The sequence below is a fragment of the Pseudomonas sp. ME-P-057 genome (genome assembly GCF_030208975.1).
GTDB classification, from domain to species: Bacteria; Pseudomonadota; Gammaproteobacteria; order Pseudomonadales; family Pseudomonadaceae; genus Aquipseudomonas; species Aquipseudomonas lutea.
The window spans coordinates 99094-124299 of the sequence record NZ_JARVSX010000035.1 but is presented as its reverse complement, the minus strand read 5'-3'; the positions used below and the strand labels follow the sequence as shown (position 1 = coordinate 124299).

18 protein-coding genes are annotated in these 25206 nt (G+C 60.1%); 9 read left to right on the top strand and 9 right to left on the bottom strand.

Translation table 11 applies throughout. The features are described 5' to 3' along the window. Positions 1-26: 26 nt before the first annotated feature. Positions 27-971, bottom strand: a complete 945-nt coding sequence (locus QRN48_RS19135; RefSeq protein ID WP_191944491.1) for an alpha/beta hydrolase — start codon at positions 969-971, stop codon at positions 27-29. A 236-nt stretch (positions 972-1207) separates the two neighbouring features. Between QRN48_RS19135 and fadD2 the strand changes: the two genes are divergently transcribed. The 4 genes from fadD2 to QRN48_RS19115 all read left to right on the top strand — a co-directional run bounded on the left by fadD2 (position 1208) and on the right by QRN48_RS19115 (position 11645). Next, positions 1208-2896, top strand: a complete 1689-nt coding sequence (gene fadD2 / locus QRN48_RS19130) for a long-chain-fatty-acid--CoA ligase FadD2 (protein ID WP_285352434.1) — start codon at positions 1208-1210, stop codon at positions 2894-2896. 342 nt (positions 2897-3238) lie between these two features. Then, positions 3239-4936 (top strand): long-chain-fatty-acid--CoA ligase FadD1, encoded by a 1698-nt coding sequence (fadD1, locus tag QRN48_RS19125; RefSeq protein ID WP_191944493.1) that lies wholly within the window; start codon positions 3239-3241, stop codon positions 4934-4936. Positions 4937-5503: 567 nt separating this feature from the next. Then, positions 5504-9415 (top strand): ATP-dependent RNA helicase HrpA, encoded by a 3912-nt coding sequence (gene hrpA, locus QRN48_RS19120; protein ID WP_285352431.1) that lies wholly within the window; start codon positions 5504-5506, stop codon positions 9413-9415. Between the two features lie 1108 nt (positions 9416-10523). After that, positions 10524-11645 carry a beta-ketoacyl-ACP synthase III gene (locus QRN48_RS19115; RefSeq protein ID WP_191944495.1) on the top strand — a complete coding sequence of 374 codons (1122 nt, stop codon included), beginning with the start codon at positions 10524-10526 and terminating at the stop codon, positions 11643-11645. A gap of 334 nt (positions 11646-11979) precedes the next feature. Here QRN48_RS19115 and QRN48_RS19110 read toward each other — a convergent pair whose 3' ends face one another. After that, positions 11980-13299 (bottom strand): putative porin, encoded by a 1320-nt coding sequence (locus QRN48_RS19110; RefSeq protein WP_037012190.1) that lies wholly within the window; start codon positions 13297-13299, stop codon positions 11980-11982. Positions 13300-13577: 278 nt separating this feature from the next. Between QRN48_RS19110 and QRN48_RS19105 the strand changes: the two genes are divergently transcribed. Continuing rightward, positions 13578-14705, top strand: coding sequence for a GNAT family N-acetyltransferase (locus QRN48_RS19105; protein WP_285352428.1), 1128 nt, complete (start codon positions 13578-13580; stop codon positions 14703-14705). A gap of 56 nt (positions 14706-14761) precedes the next feature. Here the strand turns inward: QRN48_RS19105 and QRN48_RS19100 are convergent, their stop codons facing one another. The 4 genes from QRN48_RS19100 to QRN48_RS19085 form a co-directional block, all read right to left on the bottom strand. Next, on the bottom strand, positions 14762-15040 hold the full coding sequence (locus tag QRN48_RS19100) for a hypothetical protein (RefSeq protein WP_285352426.1): 279 nt from the start codon (positions 15038-15040) through the stop codon (positions 14762-14764). Continuing rightward, positions 15027-16859, bottom strand: coding sequence for an ABC transporter ATP-binding protein (locus tag QRN48_RS19095; protein ID WP_285352424.1), 1833 nt, complete (start codon positions 16857-16859; stop codon positions 15027-15029). The genes QRN48_RS19100 and QRN48_RS19095 overlap by 14 nt, the downstream gene beginning before the upstream one ends. A gap of 189 nt (positions 16860-17048) precedes the next feature. Further along, on the bottom strand, positions 17049-17606 hold the full coding sequence (locus tag QRN48_RS19090) for a peptidylprolyl isomerase (RefSeq protein ID WP_037012186.1): 558 nt from the start codon (positions 17604-17606) through the stop codon (positions 17049-17051). A 305-nt stretch (positions 17607-17911) separates the two neighbouring features. After that, complete coding sequence (locus QRN48_RS19085; RefSeq protein ID WP_037012184.1) at positions 17912-18838, bottom strand: LysR family transcriptional regulator; 927 nt, start codon at positions 18836-18838, stop codon at positions 17912-17914. 50 nt (positions 18839-18888) lie between these two features. Between QRN48_RS19085 and QRN48_RS19080 the strand changes: the two genes are divergently transcribed. The 3 genes from QRN48_RS19080 to QRN48_RS19070 all read left to right on the top strand — a co-directional run bounded on the left by QRN48_RS19080 (position 18889) and on the right by QRN48_RS19070 (position 20853). Then, on the top strand, positions 18889-19203 hold the full coding sequence (locus tag QRN48_RS19080) for a 3-phosphoglycerate kinase (RefSeq protein WP_191944499.1): 315 nt from the start codon (positions 18889-18891) through the stop codon (positions 19201-19203). Between the two features lie 394 nt (positions 19204-19597). Beyond that, entirely contained in the window at positions 19598-20464 is an 867-nt protein-coding gene (locus QRN48_RS19075) for a carboxylate/amino acid/amine transporter (RefSeq protein WP_191944500.1), read from the top strand. 152 nt (positions 20465-20616) lie between these two features. Further along, complete coding sequence (locus tag QRN48_RS19070; RefSeq protein ID WP_037012180.1) at positions 20617-20853, top strand: hypothetical protein; 237 nt, start codon at positions 20617-20619, stop codon at positions 20851-20853. A 126-nt stretch (positions 20854-20979) separates the two neighbouring features. Here the strand turns inward: QRN48_RS19070 and QRN48_RS19065 are convergent, their stop codons facing one another. After that, a complete protein-coding gene (locus tag QRN48_RS19065; protein WP_285352421.1) occupies positions 20980-21894 on the bottom strand; it encodes an alpha/beta fold hydrolase in 915 nt (304 codons plus the stop codon). 22 nt (positions 21895-21916) lie between these two features. Then, positions 21917-22837: an alpha/beta fold hydrolase gene (locus QRN48_RS19060; protein WP_285352419.1), complete on the bottom strand. Its 921-nt coding sequence runs from the start codon at positions 22835-22837 to the stop codon at positions 21917-21919. 114 nt (positions 22838-22951) lie between these two features. On the opposite strand from QRN48_RS19060, the gene QRN48_RS19055 reads away from it, so the two are divergent. Beyond that, entirely contained in the window at positions 22952-23905 is a 954-nt protein-coding gene (locus QRN48_RS19055; RefSeq protein ID WP_285352417.1) for an AraC family transcriptional regulator, read from the top strand. 3 nt (positions 23906-23908) lie between these two features. Here the strand turns inward: QRN48_RS19055 and QRN48_RS19050 are convergent, their stop codons facing one another. Then, on the bottom strand, positions 23909-25189 hold the full coding sequence (locus QRN48_RS19050; RefSeq protein ID WP_285352415.1) for a mechanosensitive ion channel family protein: 1281 nt from the start codon (positions 25187-25189) through the stop codon (positions 23909-23911). Positions 25190-25206 lie beyond the last annotated feature (17 nt).

Genomic DNA, 25206 nt, shown 5'->3' with positions numbered 1-25206 from the left:
GCATAAATAAAAGTGGGCCGCTGGCGTCATTCGCTGCGGCGCGGTCTTGCCTGCTCAAGCGCCTGCTCAAGCCAGGCGAGCAGGTCCCGGGTGACCTCTTCACGGTTGATCTCGTTGAAAAGCTCATGACGCGCCTGCGCATAGACTTTCAGCGTGACCAACGGGTGCCCGGTGCCTCTCAGCGCGTCTGCCAGATGCGTGAGACGCTTGCCGTCGCTCACCGGATCACATTCACCGCCAATGATGAGTATCGGAAGGCCTGAATCGATCTGCGCCAGGTTCGAGTGGCGGCTGATCTGCTGCAGGCCGCCGAGCAGATCCATCCACAGCTGATTGGTACAGCGGAACCCACAAAGGGGGTCGCTGGCGTACGCGTTAACCTGCTCGGGATCGCGACTGAGCCAGTCATAGCAGGTACGTGCGGGCTTGAAGTGCTTATTGAAAGCGCCGAATGACAAGTGCTCGATCACCGCGCTGCGCCCGGTAGGTCCCTGGCGCCAACGCTCGATCCGCGCCACCAGCGCCGCCGATCGGTAAAACGTCACCGGCTGGTAATTCGAGGCGCTGAGAATGGCGCCCTGCAAGCTGGCGCTGTGGTGCAACAGATACGCCTGGGCGATGTAGCTGCCCATGCTGTGGCCCAACAGGAACACCGGTACGCCCGGATGCCGCACCGCAACGGATGCTTTGAGGGTGGCGAGGTCGCCGACCACCTTGTTCCAGCCATCCTTGTCGGCGTAGTGACCCAGAATCCCGTGCGTGGCGGTCTGGCCGTGGCCACGCTGGTCCGCAGCGTACAAGGCAAAACCCGCCCGTGCCAGCGCAGCACCCAGCTTTTGATACCGCCCGCTGTGCTCGGCCATGCCGTGGGACAACAGGACCACTGCCCGGGCATTGCCCAGCGGTCGCCACGAGTGGACGAAGAGGCGAGCATGGTCGTGCGCGTCCAGCCAAAAAGCATCCTGTTCCATTGCGTTTCCCTGGCTCTGTAAAAAGTTGTGGCAAAAAACGCAGTGGCGAGCGCTTCGCTTGAGTGTATAGCCGTAGCCGGATGGCAGGCTGTTTACCCGCAAGATTCACGGCGTTGATGACATGCGTACGAGTATTTGCCTTCTATGCCATAGCTGCTAACGTCCGGCAAACGCCCGTTTAAATACCACGGGGCCAGTACACTCGGGTACCACTCAGGTAAGAGGATAAAAACAACATGCAACCTGAATTCTGGAACGACAAGCGCCCCGCTGGCGTTCTCTCTGAGGTGGACCTTGCGGCCTACTCATCGGTGGTCGAGGTGTTTGAGCGCAGTTGCCGCCAGTATGCCGACCGCCCGGCCTACAGCAATATGGGCGTCACGCTGACGTATGCGGAACTTGAACGGCAGTCAGCGGCGTTTGCCGGCTACCTGCAGCAACAGACCGACCTCAAGTGTGGCGATCGCATCGCCGTGCAGATGCCCAACCTGATTCAATACCCCATCGCGGTGTTCGGTGCCATGCGAGCGGGGTTGATCGTCGTCAACACCAACCCTCTTTATACCGCCCGGGAGATGCGTCATCAGTTCAAGGACTCGGGCGCGCGCGCGTTGGTGTACCTCAACGTCTTCGGCAAGAACGTTCAGGAAGTGCTGGCGGACACCGACATTCAGTACCTCATCGAAGTGAAGATGGGCGACATGCAGTCCGCCGCCAAAGGCTGGCTGATCAACACCGTCGTCGACAAGGTTAAAAAGATGGTGCCGGCATACAACCTGCCGCAAGCCATCGCGTTCAAAACCGTGCTCAAGCGAGGGAAGGGCGCTCGTTTGCAGGCGGTGCCATTGGCGCTGAAGGATGTCGCAGTGCTGCAGTACACCGGCGGTACCACAGGCTCGCCGAAAGGCGCGATGCTGACTCATGGCAATCTGGTCGCCAACATGCAGCAGGTCTATGCCTGCATGTTGCAACATGGCCCGGACGGTCTGCCGATCTTCAAGCAGGGCAGCGAGATCATGGTGGCGCCGTTGCCGCTTTATCACATCTATGCGTTCACCTGTAATTGCATGTGCATGATGGTCAGCGGTAATCACAACGTGCTGATCACCAACCCGCGCGACATCGGCGGCTTCATCAAGGAGCTGAAAAAGTGGAAGTTCTCGGCGATGCTCGGCCTCAATACGCTGTTCGTGGCGCTGATGGACCATCCCGAGTTCAAAACCCTGGATTTCTCGACCCTGCGCTTGACCAATTCAGGCGGCACCGCGCTGGTCAAGGCCACGGCGGAGCGCTGGCTGCAGCTGACGGGCTGCCCGATCGTCGAGGGCTACGGCCTGACTGAAACGTCTCCCGTCGCCACCGCCAATCCCTATGGCAATCAGTCCAGGCTGGGCACGGTAGGCATGCCGGTGCCGGGCACCACCGCCAAGGTCATCACCGACGATGGCGTCGAGCTGCCCGTCGGTGAACGCGGCGAGCTGTGCCTCAAGGGGCCACAAATCATGTTGGGTTACTGGAACAAGCCAGAGGCCACTGCCGAAGTGCTCGATGTCGAGGGCTGGCTTAAGACGGGTGACATCGCGGTCATCGACCCGGACGGGTTCATCCGCATCGTCGACCGCAAAAAGGACCTCATCATCGTCTCGGGCTTCAACGTCTACCCCAACGAAATCGAAGACGTGGTCTCGCGTCATCCCAAAGTTGCCAACTGTGCAGTGATCGGCGTTCCGGACGACCGCTCTGGCGAAGCTGTGAAGCTGTTCGTGGTGCCGAGGGATGCCACGCTGACCAGCGAGGAGTTGAAGGCATACTGCAAGGAGAATTTCACCGGCTACAAGATTCCCAAGCAGATCGTTCTGCGTGAATCACTGCCCATGACGCCGGTGGGGAAAATCCTGCGCCGGGAATTGCGCGACATCGCCTGATCAGCATGGCGTCACATGAAAACGGCGTGTTGATCACGCCGTTTTTTTTCGCGCTGAAGGTGCAGAAAAGGGTCTGACTGTCGGCGTCGGCATGAGCCTCTGACGTAGGAAAATTCCGACATTTAGGTTCATTGCTCTAAACGTGACTGGCGAATATTCAAGAGTCATCGTTGTGACCGGAGAGCCCGCTTTTGGCTCTAGGCGGCCCTTTGCAAAGCTGCTACGCTCGCCCCGCTTTTTGTAACATCGGTCAACAAGAAGCGGTGACTACAGTATTCCAAACACAAGAAATCATCGCATCAAGCGGTGTGTAGAAACGCTGTCGATGAGGAGTAGGCCTGCATGCTCGAAAACTTCTGGAAGGATAAATATCCGACGGGTATCGATGCCGATATCAACCCGGACCAGTATCCGAATGTACAGGCCGTATTGAAACAGTCCTGCGAGCGTTTCGCCAACAAACCTGCTTTCAGCAATCTGGGTAAAACCCTGACCTACGGCGAGATGTATACGCTGTCCGGTGCCTTTGCCGCCTATCTTCAGCAGCACACCGACCTGCAGCCCGGTGATCGCATCGCCGTGCAACTGCCCAACGTGTTGCAGTACCCGGTGGCGGTGTTCGGGGCCATCCGTGCAGGGCTAATCGTGGTCAACACCAACCCGCTGTACACCGCGCGGGAAATGGAACACCAATTCAACGATTCCGGCGCGAAGGCGCTGGTCTGCCTGGCAAACATGGCGCATCTGGCCGAAAAGGTCGTGCCCAAAACCGGCGTCAAGCACGTCATCATCACTGAAGTCGCTGATTTGTTGCCGCCCCTCAAGCGTCTGCTGGTCAACAGTGTCATCAAGTACGTAAAGAAGATGGTTCCGCCGTTTCATCTGCCCAAGGCGATCAAATTCAACGACGTGCTTGCCAAAGGGCATGGCCAGCCGGTGCAGGATGTTTCTCCGGGCGGCGGCGACGTCGCGGTGTTGCAATACACCGGAGGCACCACCGGCGTGGCCAAGGGCGCGATGCTCACCCACCGCAACCTGATCGCCAACATGCTGCAGTGCAAGGCGTTGATGGCAGCGAACCTGAATGAGGGCACCGAGACCCTGATCACGCCGCTGCCGCTTTACCACATCTATGCGTTCACCTTTCATTGCATGGCGATGATGCTGAGCGGCAACCATAACGTCCTGATCAGTAATCCGCGTGATCTGTCAGCGATGGTCAAAGAGCTGTCGAAGTGGAAATTCTCCGGTTTCGTCGGGCTCAACACGCTGTTCGTTGCGCTGTGCAATAACGCCGAATTCCGCAAGCTGGATTTCTCCTCGCTCAAGCTCACCCTGTCAGGCGGCATGGCGCTGCAACAGGCGGCGGCCGAGCGCTGGAAAGAAGTGACCGGCTGCTCGATCTGTGAAGGTTATGGCATGACCGAAACCAGCCCGGTCGCGTCGGTCAACCCGTTCCAGCAGATCCAGATGGGCACTATTGGCATTCCGGTGCCATCGACCCTGTGCAAGACCATCAATGACGCTGGCGAAGAAATGCCGGTGGGTGAGGTGGGCGAGTTGTGCATCAAGGGCCCCCAGGTCATGAAGGGCTACTGGCAAAATCAGGCCGCCACCGACGAGATGCTCGACGCCGACGGCTGGTTGAAGACGGGCGATATCGCAATCATCCAGCCCGATGGCTACATGCGCATCGTCGACCGCAAGAAGGACATGATTCTGGTCTCCGGCTTCAACGTTTATCCCAATGAACTGGAAGACGTGCTGGCCACCTTGCCGGGCGTGCTGCAGTGCGCCGCCATCGGCGTGCCGGACGAAAAATCCGGCGAGGCCATCAAGCTGTTCGTCGTCTGCAAGCCGGGCACGACGCTGAGCAAGGATCAAGTCATGGCGCACATGCGTGCCAACGTCACCGCGTACAAAGTGCCCCGCAGCGTGGAATTCCGCGATGCGCTGCCGACCACCAACGTCGGCAAAATCCTGCGCCGTGAGTTGCGGGACGAAGAGCTGAAAAAGCTGGCGCTGAAGAAGCCTGCGTAAGTCAGCCGTGACATCCACAGACCCCGCCAGCTCCACACATCCGTAGGAGCCGGCTCGCTGGCGAACCTATGGGGTCAGCCACATTTTCGTATCTGACCCTCCGCCTTTGCCAGCAAGCCGGCTCCTACAGGTTTCGCGTACGCCGAAGGTTGCCGGTGTTGTACCGGACCGACAGGTTCCGCGTACGCCGAAGGTCGCCGGTGTTGCCCGGATCAACCTGTTTTGCGTACGCCGAAGGTTGCCGGTGTTGCACCGGATCACCGGTTTTGCGTACGCCGAAAAGGTCGCCGGTGTTGCCCGGATCAACCGGTTCCGCGTACGCCGAAGGTCGCCGGTTTTGCGCGAATCAACTGTAGGAGCGCGCTTGCCCGCGAATGCGGTATCGCTAACACATGGTCGATGCCTGACACACCGCATTCGCCAACAAGCCGGTCCAACAGGGCGGTGGTCCCGTTGAGACAACAAATGCTCCCCCACACACGACGTTGATCCGCAGACCTGCATCCGCTGCACCAAATCTGCGACAATCCGCGCCCAGCATTTCAGACAGAAAGATCCCGCGCCCTGATGACCGACGATTCGACCTCCATCGACCAACTCTTCAAAAACCTCGACCACGCGATGATCAGCGATCGTCATCGCTTGCGCCGGCAATTGCACGAACTGCGCAAGAAACCGGACGAGACGAAGCTGGCGCAGTGGGTCGAGCGAGTGCAGGCGTCCTGCGCGCGCGTGGTGAGTCGGGCGCAGAGCGTGCCGACCATTCGCTACGACGAAAACCTGCCCATCGCGGCCAAACGCGACGAGATCAAAAAAGCGCTGCAGGAACATCAGGTGCTGATCATCGCGGGCGAAACCGGCTCGGGCAAAACCACCCAGCTGCCGAAAATCTGCCTGGAAATCGGCCGAGGCCAGCATGGCCTGATTGGCCACACCCAGCCCCGTCGAATTGCAGCGCGAAGCGTCGGCAGCCGGGTCGCCGAGGAAATCGGCACGCCGCTGGGCGGTCTGGTGGGTTACCAGGTACGTTTCGAAGACCAGAGCGACGAAAACACCCTGATCAAGCTGATGACCGACGGCATCCTGCTGGCCGAAACCCAGCACGACCGCTTTCTGGAGCGTTACGACACGATCATCGTCGACGAAGCCCACGAACGCAGCCTGAACATCGATTTCCTGCTCGGTTACCTGAAGACCCTGCTGCCGCGTCGTCCGGACCTCAAAGTCATCATCACCTCGGCCACCATCGACCTCGAACGCTTCTCGGAGCATTTCGACAAGGCGCCGGTGATCGAAGTCTCGGGCCGTACCTTTCCGGTGGAAACCTGGTACCGCCCGATGACCGCCCAGCAGGACGAAGAGGGCAACAGCATCGAGGAAGACCTGACCGTCGATCAGGCGATTCTGGCCACGCTGGACGAACTCGCCGCCTTCGAGCGCAGCGAGCGCAAGTCGCCCGGCGATGTGCTGGTGTTTCTGCCGGGCGAGCGAGAGATCCGCGACGCCGCCGAAATGCTGCGCAAGGCGCAACTCAAGCACACCGAGATTCTGCCGCTCTACGCGCGTCTGTCGCCGGCCGAGCAGCAACGCATATTCCAGTCGCACCCTGGCCGCCGCGTGGTACTGGCAACCAACGTCGCCGAAACCTCGCTGACCGTGCCGGGCATTCGCTACGTCATCGACACCGGCACCGCGCGCATCAGCCGCTACAGCTACCGCGCCAAAGTGCAGCGCCTGCCCATTGAAGCCATCTCCCAGGCCAGCGCCAACCAGCGCAAGGGCCGTTGCGGTCGGGTCGAGCCGGGCCTGTGCGTGCGCCTCTACAGCGAAGAGGATTTTCTTTCGCGGCCGGAATTCACCGATCCAGAGATCCTGCGTACCAACCTGGCGGCGGTGATCCTGCAAATGCTCCACCTGCGGCTGGGGCAGATCACCGATTTCCCGTTCATCGAGCCGCCGGACGGCAAAGCCATCAGCGACGGCTTCAACCTGCTGCAAGAACTGTCGGCGGTCGACCGTGAGAACAACCTGACGCCGATGGGCCGTCAGTTGGCGCGCCTGCCGGTCGACCCGCGCATGGGCCGCATGTTGCTCGAAGCCGCCAAACAGGGCAGCTTGCAGGAAGTGCTGATCGTGGCCAGCGCGATGTCGATTCAGGACCCGCGCGAGCGGCCGCCGGAACGTCAGCAGGCAGCGGATCAGGCCCACGCGCAGTGGAAGGATCAGGATTCGGACTTCGCCGGGCTGGTCAATCTTTGGCGCGGCTTCGAGGAGCAGCGTCAGGCGCTGACGGCAAGCCCGCTGCGCAACTGGTGCCGGCGCAACTTCCTCAATTACCTGCGTCTGCGCGAATGGCGTGACTCCCACCGGCAGCTGAGCCTGATCTGCCGCGACTTGCAGCTGACGGTCAATAAAGAGCCGGCCGATTTCCCCAAGTTTCACAAGGCCGTTCTTTCCGGGTTGCTCAGCCAGATTGGCCAGAAAACCGAAGAGGGCGACTACATGGGCGCCCGTCAGCGGCGTTTCTGGGTGCATCCTTCTTCGGGGCTGGGCCGCAAGCGCCCGCAATGGATCATGGCCGCCGAGTTGGTCGAAACCACCAAGCTGTATGCGCGGATGGTGGCGAAGATTGAGCCCGACTGGATCGAGCCGCTGGCCGGCCACTTGATCAAGAAGAACCATTTCGAACCGCACTGGGAGAAGAAGCGCGGCCAGGTCGTCGCCTTCGAGCAGATCACGTTGTTCGGGCTGATTGTCGTTGGGCGTCGGCCGGTGCATTTCGGGCCGATCGATCCGGTGGTGTCCCGCGAATTCTTTATTCGCGAAGGCCTGTTGCGCGGTGAAATCCAGTCGCGGGCCCAATGCCTGAGCGCCAACACAAAACTGCTGGAGCAGCTTGACGAGCTGGAAGCCAAGGCGCGCCGGCGCGACATTCTGGCCGACGAAGAAACCCTCTACCGCTTTTACGACGAGCGTTTGCCGGCCGAGGTCCACCAGACCGCGACGTTCGACGCCTGGTACCGGATGGAGAGCCAGAAGAACCCGCAACTGCTGATCATGCGCGAGGAAGACGTGCTCGCCCGTGAAGCCAGCGAGGTCACGGCCAACCAGTATCCCGACACCTTGCGCCTGGGCGAACTGACCCTGGCGCTGACCTATCACTTCGAACCCAATCACCCCCGCGATGGCGTGACCCTGCGGGTGCCGGCGCCGTTGTTGCTGTCCTTGCCGGCCGAGCGCCTGGAGTGGTTGGTGCCGGGGCTGCTGGAAACCAAGTGCGTGGCACTGGTGCGCAACCTGCCCAAGGCGCTGCGCAAGAACTTTGTGCCGGTGCCGGACTTCGTCAAGGCCGCCCTGCAGCGCATGGTGTTTGCCGAGGGCTCTTTGCCCCAGGCGCTGGGCCGCGAATTGCTGCGCATGACCGGGGTTCGGGTGACTGACGAAGCCTGGGCCGAGGCCGCGCAGCAGGTGGAAAGCCACCTGAAGATGAACCTTGAAGTGGTCGATGCCAACGGCAAGTTTCTCGGCGAAGGACGCGATCTGGATGAGCTGACCGCGCGCTTTGCCGAGGCCGGCCAGGCTGCATTGGCGGTGCCGCAATCGGACAAAGGCCAACAGCCGGTTGAAGCCAAGGGTTTTGCTGCGGTAGCCGAGAAGACTCAACAGAAAATCGCCGGGCTCTCGATGACGGTGTATCCGGCGTTGGTAGAAGAGGGTGGTGCGGTCAAGGAAGGGCGTTTCTCCACCCAGGCCGAAGCCGAATACCAACACCGACGCGCCTTGCAGCGGCTCTTGCTGCAGCAACTGGCAGAGCCGACGAAGTTTCTGCGCAGCAAGCTGCCGGGTCAAACCGAACTGGCGCTGCTGTATCGCGATTTGGGCCGGGTTGACGCGCTGATCGAGGATATTCTGCTGGCCAGTCTGGACAGTTGCATTCTGGAGGGCGAAGCGAGCCTGCCGCGAGACGGCGCCGGGCTGCTGTCACTGGCGGAGCGCAAGCGCGGCGGTCTGACCGAGCATGCCGAGCGTCTGGCGAAGCTTACGCTGGAGATCCTCAAGCTCTGGCACGGGCTGCAGAAGCGCTTCAAGGGCAAGATCGATCTCGCGCAGGCGGTGGCGCTGAACGACATCAAAGGGCAACTGAGCAAACTGGTCTACCCCGGCTTCGTCCGTGAGACGCCTGCAGCGTGGCTGAAGGAACTGCCGCGGTATCTGAAGGCTGTTGAAATCCGTTTGGAGAAACTCGGCAGTCAGGCACAGAAGGACCGGGTCTGGAGCATCGAGCTTGGCAACCTGTGGGCGCAATACCAGACCCGCGCCGACAAGCATGCACAGGAAGGCAAGCGTGACCCTGAACTGGTGGTCTATCGCTGGTGGCTTGAGGAATACCGCGTCTCGCTGTTCGCCCAGCAACTGGGCACCAAGGTGCCGATTTCGGACAAGCGATTGAGCAAGCAGTGGAGCCAGGTTGAAGGGTAGGGTGTTTCGGCTGCATGAATGAGATTACCGGTCGGACAAGACTTGGCGATTGCCGAAGGTTGCAGATGCTGCCCGGATCAACGTAGGAGCGCGCTTGCCCGCGAATGGCGATTTTGCTGCGGCACACTTGTTGCCCGGTCCACCGCGTTCGCCAGCAAGCCGGCTCCTATGAACTTTGCGTTTCGCCGGCAAGCCGGCGCTTGCAGACTTTGCGTTCGCCGAAGGTTGCCGGTGTTGCCCTGATCAATTGTAGGAGCGCGCTTGCCCGCGAAGGCGATGGTGCTGCGGCGCACTTGTCGTCTGATCCACCGCGTTCGCCAGCAAGCCGGCTCCTACAGATTTTGCTTTCGCCAGATCAAGCCGGCGCCTGCAGGCTTTGCGTTCGCCGTAGATTGCCGGTGATGCCCGGATCGACTGTAGGAGCGCGCTTGCCCGCGAATGGCGATTTTGCTGCAACGCACTTGTCGTCTGATCCACCGCGTTCGCCAGCAAGCCGGCTCCTACGAACTTTGCATTTCCCAGCAAGCCGGCGCTTGCAGAATTTGCGTTCGCCGAAGTTTACCGGCGTTGCCCGGATCGACTGTAGGAGCGCGCTTGCCCGCGAATGGCGATTTTGCTGCAACGCACTTGTCGCCTGATCCACTGCGTTCGCCAGCAAGCCGGCTCCTACGAACTTTGTATTTCGCCAGCAAGCCGGCGCCTGCAGACTTTGCGTTCGCCGAAGGTTGCCGGTGATGCCCGGATCAATTGTAGGAGCGCGCTTGCCCGCGAATGGCGATTTTGCTGCAGCACACTTGTCGCCTGATCCACCGCTTTCGCCAGCAAGCCGGCTCCTACGAACTTTGCGTTTCGCCAAAGGTTGCCGGGGTTGCCCGGATCGGCTGTAGCAGTGCGCGGCGTGATGGCTGTGCGTAATAGCGCGAAAAACCGGCCGTTATGGCAAACTTCGCGGCTAAACTTCAAAGTGTCATCAATATCCGTCGTCCGCCAAGCGAGTCGCTGCATCGTTGCATTGGGACTGTAGTTCCAGATCAATCGCCGCCCATGCTTGTGCTGGCTGTTCAGCTGCTGCCGTCAACCAGCCGCTTTTATCTCAAGAGGAACGACCGTGTACGAAGTCGTGATCAGTGGCACCGGGCTTTTTACTCCCGCCAACAGTATTTCCAACGATGAGCTGGTGCAGTCTTTCAACACCTACGTGGCCCGGTTCAACGCCGACAATGCCGCCGCTATCGAAGCCGGAGACGTCACGGCCCTGACGGAATCCAACGCAGCGTTCATTGAAAAAGCCAGCGGCATCAAGAGCCGCTTCGTCATGGACAAAGACGGCATCCTCGACCCTCAACGCATGAAGCCGCGCCTGCCCGAGCGCTCCAATGACGAGTGGTCGATCCTCTGCGAAATGGGCGTAGCGGCAGCTCACCAGGCCCTCCAGCGCGCCGGCAAGACAGCCGCCGACGTCGACGGCGTCATCGTCGCGTGCTCCAACCTGCAGCGCGCGTATCCTGCGATCTCCATCGAAATCCAGGCGGCACTGGGGGTTCAAGGCTTCGGCTTCGACATGAACGTGGCCTGCTCGTCGGCAACCTTCGGCATCCAGACCGCCGCCAACAGTGTCAAGCTGGGCCAGGCCCGCGCGCTGCTGGTGATCAGCCCGGAAATCTGCACCGCGCACCTCAATTTCCGTGACCGGGACAGTCATTTCATCTTCGGCGATGCCGCCACGGCCGTGGTGGTTGAGCGTGCCGATCTTGCCACTTCAGCGCACCAGTTCGACATCGTCGGCACCAAGCTGCTGACGACCTTCTCCAACAACATCCGCAACAACTTCGGTTTCCTCAACCGCACCGCGGAAGAGGGCGAAGGCAAGCCGGACAAGCTGTTCGTGCAGGAAGGTCGCAAGGTGTTCCGCGACGTGTGCCCGATGGTTGCCGAGTTGGTGGCCGCGCATCTGGACGAGAATCAGCTGAACATCGCCGACGTGCAACGGTTCTGGCTGCATCAGGCCAACCTGAGCATGAACCACCTGATCGTGAAGAAGCTGCTGGGCCGCGATGCCACCGTGGAAGAAGCGCCGGTCATCCTCGACCGCTACGCCAACACCAGCTCGGCAGGTTCGGTCATCGCCTTCCACGAGTACCAGGACGACCTGCCAAGCGGCGCGCTGGGGGTGCTCAGCTCGTTTGGCGCGGGGTATTCGATTGGCAGCGTGATTTTGCGCAAGAAGTGATCTCACAGGCTCCGCTGTAAATTGTGGGGGTGAGCTTGCTCGCGAAGTTCTTTCAGCCTCCAGAGATGTGGTGGTTGGACTGGCCCCTTCGTGAGCAAGCTCACTCCCACAAGAACTGCGCCAGCTGCAAGAGAGGGAATATCTCGTGCAGTGGTGGGATCAGCACAAGATTCGCAGAGTCCACAAAAAAGCCCGGCGCTGCTCTGTCGGAACGGATGATGGGGATCCGGCAGGGCAACGGCGGGCTTTAGTGTTAGCGGCTTCAAACGGCAGAAGCACGCCGCTTGAAGCTTTTAACTTGTCGCTTGCAACTTGTGGCTTGAAGCTCGCTTTCTTAGAATTTCGCCAGCACGTCCAGCTGCAGCGTATTGGCATCCTGGTCGCGCGGCAGCGCCGACGTCGCAAAGTCTGCCTTGGTCAGGAAGTACGTCGCGCCGACAGCGAAGTTCTTGTCGATGTCGTAGGAAACGCTCAGCTTGTGGCCACGCGAACCGGTCGTGCCGTTGGCGAAGTCAGAGTCCGTGAACGCACCGACCACCGCATTACGCTGCGTGTCGCGGTAGTTGTAGTCCAGACCGAAACCGAACACCTTGGTCTTCACGCCCGCCAGCCAGGCGGTGTCTTCGTCGCTGTTCGTCGCGCTGTTGACCACGTACTGACCGTACAGACCGACCGGCACGGCGAACCCGGTCAGGTCCAATTGACCGAAGCCTTCGTACAGGCGGAAGTCCGTGGTGTTGTTGCCGTTGATGCTCAAGCCACAGAACGTCGTGCTGGTGCTCGCAGCGGCCGGATTACAGTCGTTGGAGTTTTCGTAGTTGTAGACCGAACCACCGACCGTCATTTTCACGTTATCGGTGATGGCAACGCGTGTGCCCAACTGCGCAGCGTTGAGGCGCAGGTCATTCTTGAACTGCGTACCTTCGCCGCTGATGTTGTCCTTGAGGGTGTAGGTACCGGCGCTGCCGAACAGCTCGAAACCTTTATTGATCGGCAGGCTGTAGGTGGCCGCCAGACCTTCAGGGTTGATGTCGTTGTCCCAGATGACGTCGCCTTCGCTGACCCACGGCTGGGCCATTTTGCCGCCAATCACGTGCAGGTTCTGGATGGCAGTCGGGTGGTAGTCGATAAAGCCCTGATCCAGCCACAGGTCTTTTTTGGTGAAGTAATCGTTCTGGTCAACGTTGGTGGAGTTGGCCTTGTTGTCGCCACCGGTGGCGATGCGAATGCCGGTGCTGACTTGCGGGTTGATATCGGTGTAAGCGCCCAGTCGCACACGAATGCGCTGACGGTTTTTATCCTGGCTGTTGTTCTGGTCGTCGATCTTGACCGTCTCTTGCCGAACGCGAACGTCACCTTTGAACTGAGTCTTGGCGGCCCACGCGACTTTTTGCTCGAAGGCCGAGAGCTCGGAGGACTTGGCAGCAGTGGCGGCGGCGATCTGGTCAGAGGTGGCTTTCTGGGCCTGCTGCTGAGCCAACTGATCTTTCGTCAGCTCGGTTTGCAACTCGGCATACTGGGCCGGGGAAATCGAGCCGTTGGCCTTGAGCATGTCGAGCAGTTTCGCGTCGACTGCGGCACTGGCCGGAACGCTCATGGCCAGCAGCACACCACCACACAGGGCTGCCGCAGTTTTCGTGGAAGCAAGACGCATATCAATCTCCGTAACTGAGAGGGATGACCGAATCATCCAGGGAACAACCGACCAAATTCGGGCGGGAACAAATCGGAGTTTTTAGAACGTCTGGCTCTAAAAACAGGCGCCAGTATTGCCAGCGTTTATGACGAAACAGTGGCTAAGTGATGTCATGTCGATGACATGTGAAAATTTCGTTGGACCTGCGGGCTAGAGCGGTGCCATGAGTAATTTCATGTGCAGAACGGATGAATAGGTGATACTGCGCCCACGTTGGCGCGACCTGGAGTGGTGGGATGTCGTTACACCGATTGGATAAGCTCTCTGACCTTGCGCCTGAACAGTGGGACGCCCTGATATCTGGCGATTCACCGTTTCTGCGCCATGCTTTTCTCAGTTCGCTGGAAGACAGCGGCAGCCTCGGGCCGCGCTCCGGCTGGCGCGCCGAGCATTTGCTGCAGTACGAGGGCGAGCAGCTGATCGCTGCGCTGCCGGCGTACCGCAAATGGCACTCTTACGGCGAATACGTCTTCGATCACGCCTGGGCGGACGCCTGCCGTCGCGCGGGTCTGGCTTACTACCCGAAACTGCTGGTGGCGGTGCCGTTCAGTCCGGTAAGCGGGCCACGCCTGTTGGCGAAGACACCCGAAGATGGCCGCGAACTGCTCGCGTGCCTGCCGGGGTATGCCCAGAGCGAGGAGCTGTCCAGCGTCCACGTCAACTTCACCGATCCGGTCGCCGACGCACTGCTCGCCGAACAGTCCGGCTGGCTGCAACGCATCGGCTGCCAGTACCATTGGCAGAACCGCGGTTACCGTGACTTTCAGGATTTTCTCGACGCGCTGAGTTCACGCAAGCGCAAGCAAATGCGCAAGGAGCGCGAGCAAGTAGCGGGGCAGGGCTTTGATTTCGACTGGCTCGAAGGGCAAGAGCTGAGCGAGGCGCATTGGGATTTCGTCTACGCCTGCTATTCAAATACCTATGAAGTGCGTGGGCAAACGCCGTACCTGACGCGAGAATTCTTTAGCCTCGTCGCCGAGCGGATGCCCGAGGCCATTCGTGTCGTACTCGCCCGGCAAGGTTCACGGCCGGTGGCGATGGCGTTCAGCCTGACGGGTGGCGACAGCTTTTACGGTCGCTATTGGGGCTGCCTGGCCGAGTTTGATCGGCTGCACTTCGAGACGTGTTTCTATCAGGGGATGGATTACGCCATCGCCCATGGTTTCAAGCGCTTCGACGCGGGCGCCCAGGGGGAGCACAAGTTGATTCGCGGCTTCGAGCCGGTGATCACCCACTCGTGGCATTACCTGGCGCACCCGGGATTGCGCGAAGCCGTGGCAGACTTTCTCACCCAGGAGCGCGCAGGGGTTCTGGCCTATGCCGAAGAAGCGCGTGGGGCGTTGCCGTACCGGCAGGTTGAGTAGCTATACAGAGCTCGGCGCGTTTGCGTACCAAACAGCGCGCCGGCGAATGCGGTCTGTCATTCACCACCAACGCAACTGAACAGACGCATTCCCCTGTAGGAGCCGGCTTGCTGGCGAACCGATTTATTGAGCCACATCAATGGTGAATCACGGACCGGGTTCGCCAGCAAGCCGGCTCCTACAATGTCGGTCACGATCACGATCACGATCACGGCTACGATCACGATCACGATCACGGCTACGGTTACGGTTACGGTCACCATGACCATGACCATGACCATGACCATCACCGTGCCGGCCACAGCCACCGTCACCGCCCGATCAATCCACCCCAACAAACCCGCCTGTCTGATGCGCCCACAACCGTGCGTACAGACCCTTGTGCGCAAGCAGCTCGGTGTGGGTCCCGCTTTCGGCAATGCGGCCGTTTCCAAGGACAATCAAGCGGTCCATCCGCGCAATGGTTGACAGCCGGTGCGCAATGGCAATAACGGTCTTGCCCTGCATCAACGTTTCCAGACTCTCCTGAATCGCCGCTTCGACCTCGGAGTCCAGTGCAGAAGTGGCCTCGTCCATGATCAGAATCGGCGCGTCTTTGAGCAGCACACGAGTGATGGCGATGCGCTGACGCTGGCCGCCGGACAGCTTGACGCCGCGCTCGCCGACGTGAGCATCCAGCCCGCTGCGGCCCTCGGAATCAGTGAGCAGCGGAATGAATTCATCCGCGCGGGCCTTGCGCATGGCCTCCCAAAGCTCCGCGTCGGTGGCGTCGGGTTTGCCGTACAGCAAGTTGTCGCGGATCGAGCGGTGCAACAGCGAGGTGTCCTGCGTGATCATGCCGATGTGCGAGCGCAGACTTTCCTGCGTTACGTGAGCAATGTCCTGATCGTCGATCAGGATTCGCCCGCCCTGAACGTCATACAGGCGCAGCAGCAGATTGACCAGCGTCGATTTGCCTGCCCCCGACGGCCCGATCAGGCCGATTTTCTCCCCCGGTTTAATGTCCAGGTTAAGCCCATGAATCACACCCTTGCTTGTGCCGTACTGAAAGTTGAGGTCTTGGAACTTCACCCCGCCGCGGTCGACGGCCAGCTTGGGCGCGGCGTCGCGATCCGTGATGCCGACCGGCTGAGCAATGCTCTGCAGACCGTCCTGAACCATGCCGATGTTCTCGAAAATGCCGTTGACTACCCACATGATCCAGCCGGACATGTTGACGATCCGGATGGCCAGGCCAGTCGCCAGCGCGATCGCACCCACCGATATCAACGATTGGGTCCACAGCCACAAGGCCAGGCCTGTGGTGGTGACAATCAGAATCCCGTTGAGGGTGGTGATGACCGTGTCCATCTCAGTAATGACACGGCCGGCCAGCTGGGTCTTTTCGGTCTGCTCGCTGATGGCTTCGCGCGCATATTGCTGCTCGGACTGAGTGTGAGCGAACAACTTGAGCGTGGTGATGTTGGTGTAGCCGTCGACGATGCGCCCCATCAGTTTCGAGCGCGCATCGGAAGAAATAACCGAGCGTGCCTTCACCCGCGGGACGAAGTACCACAGGGAAAGGACGAACGCGATGATCCAGCTCAACAGCGGGAGCATGAGGCGCCAGTCAGCCTCGGCGAACAGCACCAGGGCGCTGATCGAATAGATCAGCACGTGCCACAGCGCGTCCACCGATTGCACGGCCGATTCACGCAACGCATTGCCGGTCTGAACAATGCGCTGGGCGATGCGCCCGGCGAAGTCGTTCTGAAAGAAATTCACGCTCTGCTTGAGCACGTAACTGTGGTTTTGCCAGTTGATCATGCTGGTCATGCCGGGGCTGATGGTCTGGTGAACCAGCAGGTCATGCAGGGCGACGAAGATGGGCCGCAGAACCAGCGCGACGATGAGCATCCACGTCAGCTCGAATGCGTGCTCGCGGAAGAAATTCGGGTTGGGCGTACCCTGGGCCAGATCGATGATGCGGCTCAGGTAACTGAACAGCGACACTTCGATCAGCGCGCCAATCAGGCCAACCACCAGCAATGCAGCGAATGTCGGCCACACCTGCCGTAGGTAATACAGGTAGAACGACGAGACGGTGTTGGGCGGGGCGGCGCTGGGGGCTTCGCGGAAGATATCGATCAGCTGTTCAAAACGGCGATAGAGCATTGGCAATGACGCCCACGCTTGAGCGGGCTCTCCTTTCGATAGGGTTTGTATGCAGCGGCATGCGAGGAGCTTGAGGACAGTCCCCGAGTCAGACCGCGCGAAACCGCGATTGCTCAGGTTGATTCAAGCGGTCAGGCCCTGAAATGCAAAAGCCGGGCAGAGGCCCGGCTTTTGCGCTCAAGGCAGAGCTTAGTTCACGCGCTTGGCCGTCTTGATGAAGATCGGGTCCACGGGCACGTTCTGCATGCCGCCTTTGGTGCTGGTCTGGACGTTGACGATCTGGTCAACCACGTCCATGCCTTTCACCACCTTGCCGAATACTGCGTACCCGTAGTCGCGGGCACCGTGGTCGAGCATCGCGTTGTCGACGACGTTGATGAAGAACTGGCTGGTCGCCGAATTGACGTCCGAGGTCCGTGCCATGGCAACGGTACCGCGCACGTTGTGCAGGCCGTTGTCAGCTTCGTTCTTGATCGGGTCGTTGGTGTTCTTTTGCTGCATCTGCGCAGTGAAACCGCCGCCCTGAACCATGAAGCCCGGGATGACGCGGTGGAAGATGGTGTTGTTGTAGAAGCTGCTGTCGACGTATTTCAGAAAGTTCTGAGTGCTGACAGGCGCCTTGTCCTGATTCAGCTCGATTTCGACATCGCCGAAACTGGTGGTGAGCACGACATGAGGCGCCGGAGCGGCCATCAGATTTCCTGCGAACAACATGGCAGTGGCGCAGAGGGCGAGTTTCTTCAGCATGGGCAGTGTCCTGAAAGTAATTTCGACGGCGATAAAACAGGACGTAAGGGAACCACGTTTGCGCGGATTTGGACAGTGGGGACCTGCTAGTGGGACCGGTTTCAGTCGGGAAGGGGCCAACAATACGGCGCCCTTGTGGGACCGGCTTCAGCCGGGAAGGGGCCAGCGTGAACGCCGTCAATCTCGCGGTGTAACCCCTGGCGCATTCCCGGCTAAAGCCGGTCCCACAGAACAATATGGCGCATTCGTTGACCAGCTAAAGCCAGTCCCACTAGAAAGCGAGCGTTTCGCCAATGACACTTTCTTCAGAGCATCTGCTTGGGCCCTGGAAAGGGGGCGTCCAGCGGCGCAGTGTCAAAGCTCTGGATCAGATCGATAAGGATCTGCGTCGCAGGACCCAGCGGCTTGTCTTTGCTGGAATAAAGGTAAAACGTCGGATGCCGGCTGCCGCCTTTGTCCAGCGGCAGAATCTTCAGCACGCCTTCGTGGATCTCTCGCTCGATGATGTGGCGCGGCAGCCACGCAAAGCCCAATCCGCTGCTGACGAACGCAGCGGCCGTCGCCAGGCTGCCCACGGTCCAGCGCTGTTCGGCACCGAGCCACCCCACATCCCGGGGCTGATTACGCCCCGAGTCACGGATCACCACCTGCAACTGGCTTTCCAGATCCTGGAAGTTAAGCTCGCGCTGCAACTGGTGCAGTGCATGCCCGGGGTGCGCCACCGCAACGAACTCCACCTTGCTCATCTCATTGCCAAGGTAGCCCGGAATGCTGAAGCCACTGATGGCGAGATCGGCTACACCCTCCAGCAAGACTTCCTCCACCCCTGACAGCACCTCCTCACGCAAGCGCACGCGACAGCCGCGGCTCTGCGGCATAAAAGCGGTCAATGCCCGCACCAGCCGAGCGTTGGGGTAAGCGGCATCCACCACCAGACGCACCTCCGCCTCCCAGCCTTGTTCCATGTGGTGCGCCAGATCTTCCAGCTGGCTGGCGTTCTTCACCAGTTGCCGCGAGCGCCGCAGCAGCACCTCACCCGCCTCGGTCAGCACCGCTTTGCGGCCGTCAATGCGCAGCAGCGGCACACCGAGCTGATCCTGCATCCTGGCCACGGTGTAGCTGACCGAGGACTGCGAACGGTGCAGGGCCTCGGCGGCCTGAGCAAAACCACCGTGGTCGACAACGGCCTGCAGAGTGCGCCATTGATCAAGGGTCACGCGGGGCGCTTTCATCTGTCGCTCCTGTTGTCCTAAGCTGGCCGTCCCTGCATGGAGACTGCCGCATGAAAATAATCAGTTGTGTGCTGCTGGCGATGTTGCCGCTGAGCGCGTTTGCCTACCCGATCGATGTCGAAAAGAACATCAAGGGCGTGCAGGTCGACTACAACAGCCATGACGTCGCCTATGACATCGGCAACATCACCCTGAACAACTTTGGCGACGTGCCTGCCAAATGCAGCGTGGTCTTTCGAAACGGCCCGGAAGCGCCGCGTACACGCCGGGTTCAGGTCGCGCCCAGGAGCAGCACCGAAGTCACCGCGAAATTCACCCGCGACATCGTCAAACTGCGTATCTCTCTGAACTGCGAGCCGTTGTAAGGCCATGCCCGGCGTCGACGGAGCGTACTGCGCCGTCGTCGATAAAACAAATTCTTGAATGGGTTAGGGGTGATTTCCGTGCGCATTGATCGAGAGCGCTGCCACAACCTGCCATCCGTTGGCTGACGGCACATCCCGCCAAAGCGTCATTCAATCGTTAATCGCCCGTTAATCCTGCCGCGTGATCATCCTCTCGTTCATCGACACTCCATTGGCACTCGTTCGCTCCTGAGTGCATTGCCCGATCGACCCGCAGGATTGCGCCGGGTCATCGGGTTTTTTCTTTTACGGTCGCTGCTGCCGCGTTCACGGGCGGGCAACGCAGGCAACGTTGTGCAATGGACACGTCATGGGCCAAACGGCTAAGGTCGCCGCCTTCAAAAAAGGGGCAACCATGGGCTATCTACTTTTCGTGACGCTGATCCAGGCGTTCTCCTTCAGCCTGATTGGCGTTTATCTGGCCGGGCACGTCGACAGCTACTTTGCCGTGCTGTTTCGGGTGCTGCTGGCGGGGCTGGTTTTTATCCCTCTGACCCGCTGGCGTCGAGTAGAGGCGCCGTTCATGCGCGGCATGCTGCTGATCGGCGCGCTGCAGTTCGGCGTGACCTACGTCTGCCTCTACCTGAGCTTCCGGGTGCTGACGGTGCCGGAAGTCCTGCTGTTCACCATCCTCACACCGCTTCACGTCACGCTGATTGAAGATGCCCTAAATCGACGCTTCAACCCGTGGGGTCTGCTGGCGGCACTGGTCGCCGTGCTCGGCGCGGTCATCATCCGTTACGACCGGGTCGATCCGGATTTCCTGGGCGGCTTCCTGTTGCTGCAGCTGGCAAACTTTACCTACGCCGCAGGGCAAGTCCTCTACAAACATCTGGTGGCCCGCTATCCCGGCGATGTGCCGCATTACCGCCGCTTCGGCTATTTCTACCTCGGCGCGCTGGCGGTGGCGTTGCCGGCGTTTCTGTTGTTCGGCAACGCCCAGCGCCTGCCGGATGCGCCTGAGCAGTGGGGGGTTCTGCTGTTCCTCGGCCTGTGCTCAACCGCGCTCGGCATGTACTGGTGGAACAAAGGCGCCTGCCTGGTCAACGGTGCGACGTTGGCGGTGATGAACAACCTGCACGTGCCCGTCGGGCTGCTGATCAATCTGCTGATCTGGGGGCAAAACGAAGACCTGGGCAAGCTGTTTTCCGGCGCGCTGGTGATTGTTTTGTCGGTCTGGATCAGTCGGCGCGGTCTGGTCGAACGCCGAGCGGCAGTCTGAAACATCCGGGTTAGACACCCGCGTCAACGACATCAGCGGCGGTGATGTTAGCTATCTTCACGCTTGGTTTTTCATGTTGGGGTCGACCCATTAGATTGGCCCCAACGAAACGAGTTAACCAACTTACTACCCACTAAGCGGAGATTTAAAACATGAAAAAGTCCATCGCCTTCGGTTTCGCATTGTCCATCCTGGCCGCCGGTTCTGCCTTCGCCAGCCCTGAGCAGATCAGCCAACGCGCCATCGTTGACGCCTCCAGCGCCACGCTGCTGGACAGCAAAGTAGCCAGCAAAGACGCGGTCAAGCCGTTCGCCGCTCAGACTTCCGGCACTTTGACCGTTGCTGAAAACCGCAAGGAATTCGGTTCCAGCTACCAGCGTGACCGTTAATACTCTGGATGTTTGAATATCCAAAACATAAAAGCCCGGCAGACGCCGGGCTTTTTGTTGTTTGAATTAAAGTGCGGCGCGCTCACTCGTTTTTCGCGCTCGTCTGATAACAACTTACCTTCAACATCACTGGATGTTTTGCATTCGCAAGAAGGGAGCGAGTACCGCCAGTACTTGTTCTGGAGCATCCTCTGGCTGCAAATGCCCACCCGGCGTTGAGCTGCCTCTAACGTCAGTTGCCCAGCGCCGCCAGATGTCGATAGGTGTCGGGCGGTTATCAGCGTGATCGGCATCCGGCCATAGCACCAGCACCGGGCACCGCAGCTTTCGCCCTGCCGCGACGTCTGCTTCGTCCAGCGCAAGATCCTCATCCAGCGCAGACCGGTAATCTTCAATCATGGCCAGACGCACCGAAGGTCTGCGGAATGCTGCCCGGTAAGCCTCCATGGCTGCCGATTCGATCACCTCTCGACCCTCAGTAATCTTATTCAGCGCAAAATCAATGAATGCGTCCGGGTCAGCGGCCAGCAAGCGCTCGGGCAAGTCCGCCTGCTGACCGAGAAGAAACCAGTGGAAGGCTTTTGTAGCACCGCGAAAATCAATCAAGGCCAGTGCATCCAGCGTCGGCACCACGGCGAGGGAGGCGAAAGCGGTGATCCGCTCAGGGTGATCAAGGGCCATGCGATATCCGGCCCGCGCCCCTCGGTCGTGGCCGGCCACAGAGAATCGCTTATGTCCAAGCTTCTCCATGAGTGCGACCAGTGCGTTCCCGACGCGGCGCTTCGTCCATCGAGGTGTTGTTTGCGTGATCAGGCTCGATCCGTACCCCGGGAGGTCCGGGGCGATTACCGTATGGGTCAGCGCCAGCGCTGGTGCAATTCGCCGCCAGGCGATGTGCGTTTGCGGGTAGCCGTGGAGCAGGAGCACAGGTGGGCCATTACCCCCAATGACACCGGCGAAGCGAACTCCGCCTGCTTCCATGTCGAGTGGCCGGAAGCCACGATAAAAAGGTGTGGATGTTGAAATTGTCAGCTCGGACATCAGCCAGCCTCCTTGTCTGCTTTTAGTGACCCTGAGCAGCGGTCACAGACGTGTCCATGAACTGAACCAGATCCCGATTGAAGCGCGCGGCTTCTTCCAGGAACGGGGCATGGCCCGAGTTCTCGTACAGCCTCGTCTTGATGCGAGGGTTCAACTGCCTGGCACGGACGATGCTGGGCTGAACCTGAACCAGCTCATCCTTTTCGCCATACACCATCAGGACCGGCACGCGTGCCTTGGGCAGTCCTTCCGCCACCGCGACGGTCATTGAGGGCGTGGCGCGAGTCATTGGCCAGGAAGCCATGGCAGCATTGGATAACAGCAGCTCGAACGTGGTCGAGTCCGGCCGGGTGTTGAAGCAGAGCGACAGAAAAGTGCGCACGGCCTCCAGATGGGTTTTCAGCTCCTCGGACGCCAGGCCTGCATAGACATCAGGGTGGGAAGTGATGAGCGCAGCGTTAAGTTCGATGACGCCGTCGACGTACATTGCCCCGCCAATATCAGCGTCACCATAGGCTGCGAGATAATTCGACATGACCACTCCGCCTAATGACCAGCCGACCAATACCGGCTTCCTGGCGCCGGTAACCTTGAGCACAGCGGCCAAGTCATCGGCGTACCGGCGCCCGTCGGTATAGGCCTCGGTATGTTCCGGCTTGTCGGAAAGACCATGACCACGCAGGTCGTAGGTGATCATGCGATAGCGTTGCAGCTCGGCGCTGCTCGTTTGTTTCTCCCAGTTGAGTCGACTGCCCAACAGTCCATGAATGAAAACAATGGCAGGGCCCTGTGGATTGCCTGACTCTTGCACCGCCAGCTTGATGCCATCCGGGGAAGTCACGGTATAGCTCCGGTCTGCGGCCATGGTTAGCGAGGATAGGCCTCCCAACAGGACGACCGCACAGGTGCCGCGCAGCATTCGGGTAAATCGAGGGTAGTTCATGGGGGCTGCTTCCTGACTTCAAGGTTGGAGGCAAAGTCTAGGCAGGGTGGTCGGGACGTTCTATGATCCAAAAAGCTTCTTATTTGATTATCCGTCCTGTCGTGGTCCCTTTTTATGCATCCTTCTTCCAGTGCCCTTGTGAGTGAATTGCTGTCAGGCATGCGCTTGTTCGGCGTGCAGTTCCGCAGAATGGAAGTTCCAGTCTCTCAGGGCATTGGCTTCAGCAACGAAGTGGGCCGGGCTCAATTTCATTTTGCAGGGCGTGGACCCCTCTGGTTGCGCAGCCCGGGCGGCCATCTTCATCGGCTCGACACAGGGGATGCCGTGCTCCTTCCTCATGGAGGGGCCCATGCGGTATTGGCTTCTGAAAATGCCCGCGCCGCCGATGTGAAGCCCTTTGCTCTGGACGCCTTGGCCAGGGATGACGGCAGTGAAAAGTCCTTCGTGGATCAGAAGCGAGAGGGCCGCGCGCCGATTCTCTTCAGTTGCTGCATGACGCTGGAGCTCGGTGGCATGCAACCGCTCGTAGCAGCCATGCCAGAGGTGTTGCAGGTGAGTACCCTGCTTGAGTCATCACCCGAGATCCGCCCGATGCTTGAGGCGATGGAGCGTGAGTCGCTGACCCTCCAGGCGGGGCACATGGGAATCCTGGCGCGTCTGGCCGAAGTGGTCGCCGCCCTGATCGTACGAGGCTGGGTGGCCGGCGGATGCGGCGGCGCCTCGGGCTGGTTGAGCGCGTTACAGGATCCCCGACTCAGCAGGGCGCTGGTCATGATGCACAAACAGCCCGGCCACAGTTGGACAGTCGCATTGCTTGCAAAGGAAGCCGGGCAATCCCGCTCTGTGTTTGCCCAGCGGTTTTTCCTTGCAACCGGCGTCACCCCGCTTCGATACCTGACGGACTTGAGAATGCGTCTGGCTGTTCTCCGTTTGAGTCGCCAACGTCAACCGGTTGAAACCGTCGCCAGCGAGCTGGGTTACGGGTCATTGGCCGCGTTCAGTCGCGCGTTCAAACGCTCGGTGGGCATGTCCCCAGGGGCGGTGCGCGTCAGAAACGCGGAAGCATAGTAGTCAGACGCCTTCAGTCAATCGCTCGTTTGACATCTTCGCCAACCCCATCCGTAAATCCGCACCGCTCGGCTGTTGATAAACCCCCAGCCCGAACTCCGGCAGCACCGCCAGCAGGTAATCGAAGATATCCCCCTGAATCCTCTCGTAGTCAGCCCAACTGGTGGTGCGGGTAAAGCAGTAGATCTCCAGCGGCACACCCTGCGCCGTGGCTTCCATCTGGCGCACCATGCAGGTCATGTCCGGGTGGATGTCGGAGTGGCTTTTCAGGTACGCCAGTGCGTAGGCGCGAAACGTGCCGATGTTGGTGATGCGTCGGCGGTTGGCGGCCATTTCGCTGACATTGCCCTGCGCCTGGTTCCAGGCCTTTAGCTCGGCTTTTTTGCGGCCCATGTAATCAGTCAGCAGACGCACCTGCGTCAGTTTCTGCTCCTCTTCATCGGAGACGAAACGCACGCCACTGGCATCGATAAACAGGCTGCGCTTGATCCGGCGCCCGCCTGATTGCTGCATGCCGCGCCAGTTCTTGAACGACTCCGACATCAGTCTCCAGGTCGGAATCGAGACGATCGTCTTGTCGAAATTCTGCACTTTCACGGTGTGCAATGTGATGTCCACCACGTCGCCGTCGGCGCCGACCTGGGGCATTTCGATCCAGTCGCCTACGCGCAACATGTCGTTGCTGGTCAGCTGCACGCTGGCAACGAACGACAGCAGGGTGTCTTTGTAAACCAGCAGAATCACCGCCGACATCGCGCCAAGGCCGGACAGCAGCAATAGCGGCGATCGGTCGATCAACGTGGCAACGATGATGATTGCCGCGAACACGTACAGGATCATCTTCGTCAGCTGCACGTAGCCCTTGATCGAGCGGGTACGGGCGTGCTCGGTGCGCGCGTAGATGTCCAGCAACGCGTTGAGCAACGCGCCGATGGTGAGCATCAGGAAGAGAATGGTGAACGCCAGGGCGATGTTGCCCAGCACATGGTTGGCGGCGGGGCTAAGGTTGGGAACCAGGTTGAGACCGAACTGGATCACCAGCGACGGGGTGACCTGGGCCAGCCGATGGAAGACTTTGGTGTGCAGAAAATCGTTGAGCCAGAACAGCGCCGGCTGACGGCTGAGTGCCTTCATGGCATAGAGGATGATCCAGCGTGCCAGCCGCCCGAGGGCGAAGGCGGCGACGAGCAAGAGCAGCAAGCCGACGATGGTGCGCAGCATTGGCTGGTTCTCCAGCAGCGTCCAGATTTCCTGGGCGCGTAGCCAAAGCGAAGAGGTGTCCATGGGCGCTGCATCTCCTG

Bases quoted from the DNA above. Each gene is read 5' to 3' on its own strand.
- QRN48_RS19075 (WP_191944500.1), top strand. From the start codon at position 19,598: ATGGGCTATCTACTTTTCGTGACGCTGATCCAGGCGTTCTCCTTCAGC.
- QRN48_RS19105 (WP_285352428.1), top strand. From the start codon at position 13,578: ATGTCGTTACACCGATTGGATAAGCTCTCTGACCTTGCGCCTGAACAG.
- QRN48_RS19080 (WP_191944499.1), top strand. From the start codon at position 18,889: ATGAAAATAATCAGTTGTGTGCTGCTGGCGATGTTGCCGCTGAGCGCG.
- QRN48_RS19135 (WP_191944491.1), bottom strand. From the start codon at position 971: ATGGAACAGGATGCTTTTTGGCTGGACGCGCACGACCATGCTCGCCTC.
- fadD2 (WP_285352434.1), top strand. From the start codon at position 1,208: ATGCAACCTGAATTCTGGAACGACAAGCGCCCCGCTGGCGTTCTCTCT.
- fadD1 (WP_191944493.1), top strand. From the start codon at position 3,239: ATGCTCGAAAACTTCTGGAAGGATAAATATCCGACGGGTATCGATGCC.
- QRN48_RS19095 (WP_285352424.1), bottom strand. From the start codon at position 16,859: ATGCTCTATCGCCGTTTTGAACAGCTGATCGATATCTTCCGCGAAGCC.
- QRN48_RS19060 (WP_285352419.1), bottom strand. From the start codon at position 22,837: ATGAACTACCCTCGATTTACCCGAATGCTGCGCGGCACCTGTGCGGTC.
- QRN48_RS19085 (WP_037012184.1), bottom strand. From the start codon at position 18,838: ATGAAAGCGCCCCGCGTGACCCTTGATCAATGGCGCACTCTGCAGGCC.
- QRN48_RS19065 (WP_285352421.1), bottom strand. From the start codon at position 21,894: ATGTCCGAGCTGACAATTTCAACATCCACACCTTTTTATCGTGGCTTC.
- QRN48_RS19050 (WP_285352415.1), bottom strand. From the start codon at position 25,189: ATGGACACCTCTTCGCTTTGGCTACGCGCCCAGGAAATCTGGACGCTG.
- QRN48_RS19055 (WP_285352417.1), top strand. From the start codon at position 22,952: ATGCATCCTTCTTCCAGTGCCCTTGTGAGTGAATTGCTGTCAGGCATG.
- QRN48_RS19090 (WP_037012186.1), bottom strand. From the start codon at position 17,606: ATGCTGAAGAAACTCGCCCTCTGCGCCACTGCCATGTTGTTCGCAGGA.
- hrpA (WP_285352431.1), top strand. From the start codon at position 5,504: ATGACCGACGATTCGACCTCCATCGACCAACTCTTCAAAAACCTCGAC.
- QRN48_RS19110 (WP_037012190.1), bottom strand. From the start codon at position 13,299: ATGCGTCTTGCTTCCACGAAAACTGCGGCAGCCCTGTGTGGTGGTGTG.
- QRN48_RS19070 (WP_037012180.1), top strand. From the start codon at position 20,617: ATGAAAAAGTCCATCGCCTTCGGTTTCGCATTGTCCATCCTGGCCGCC.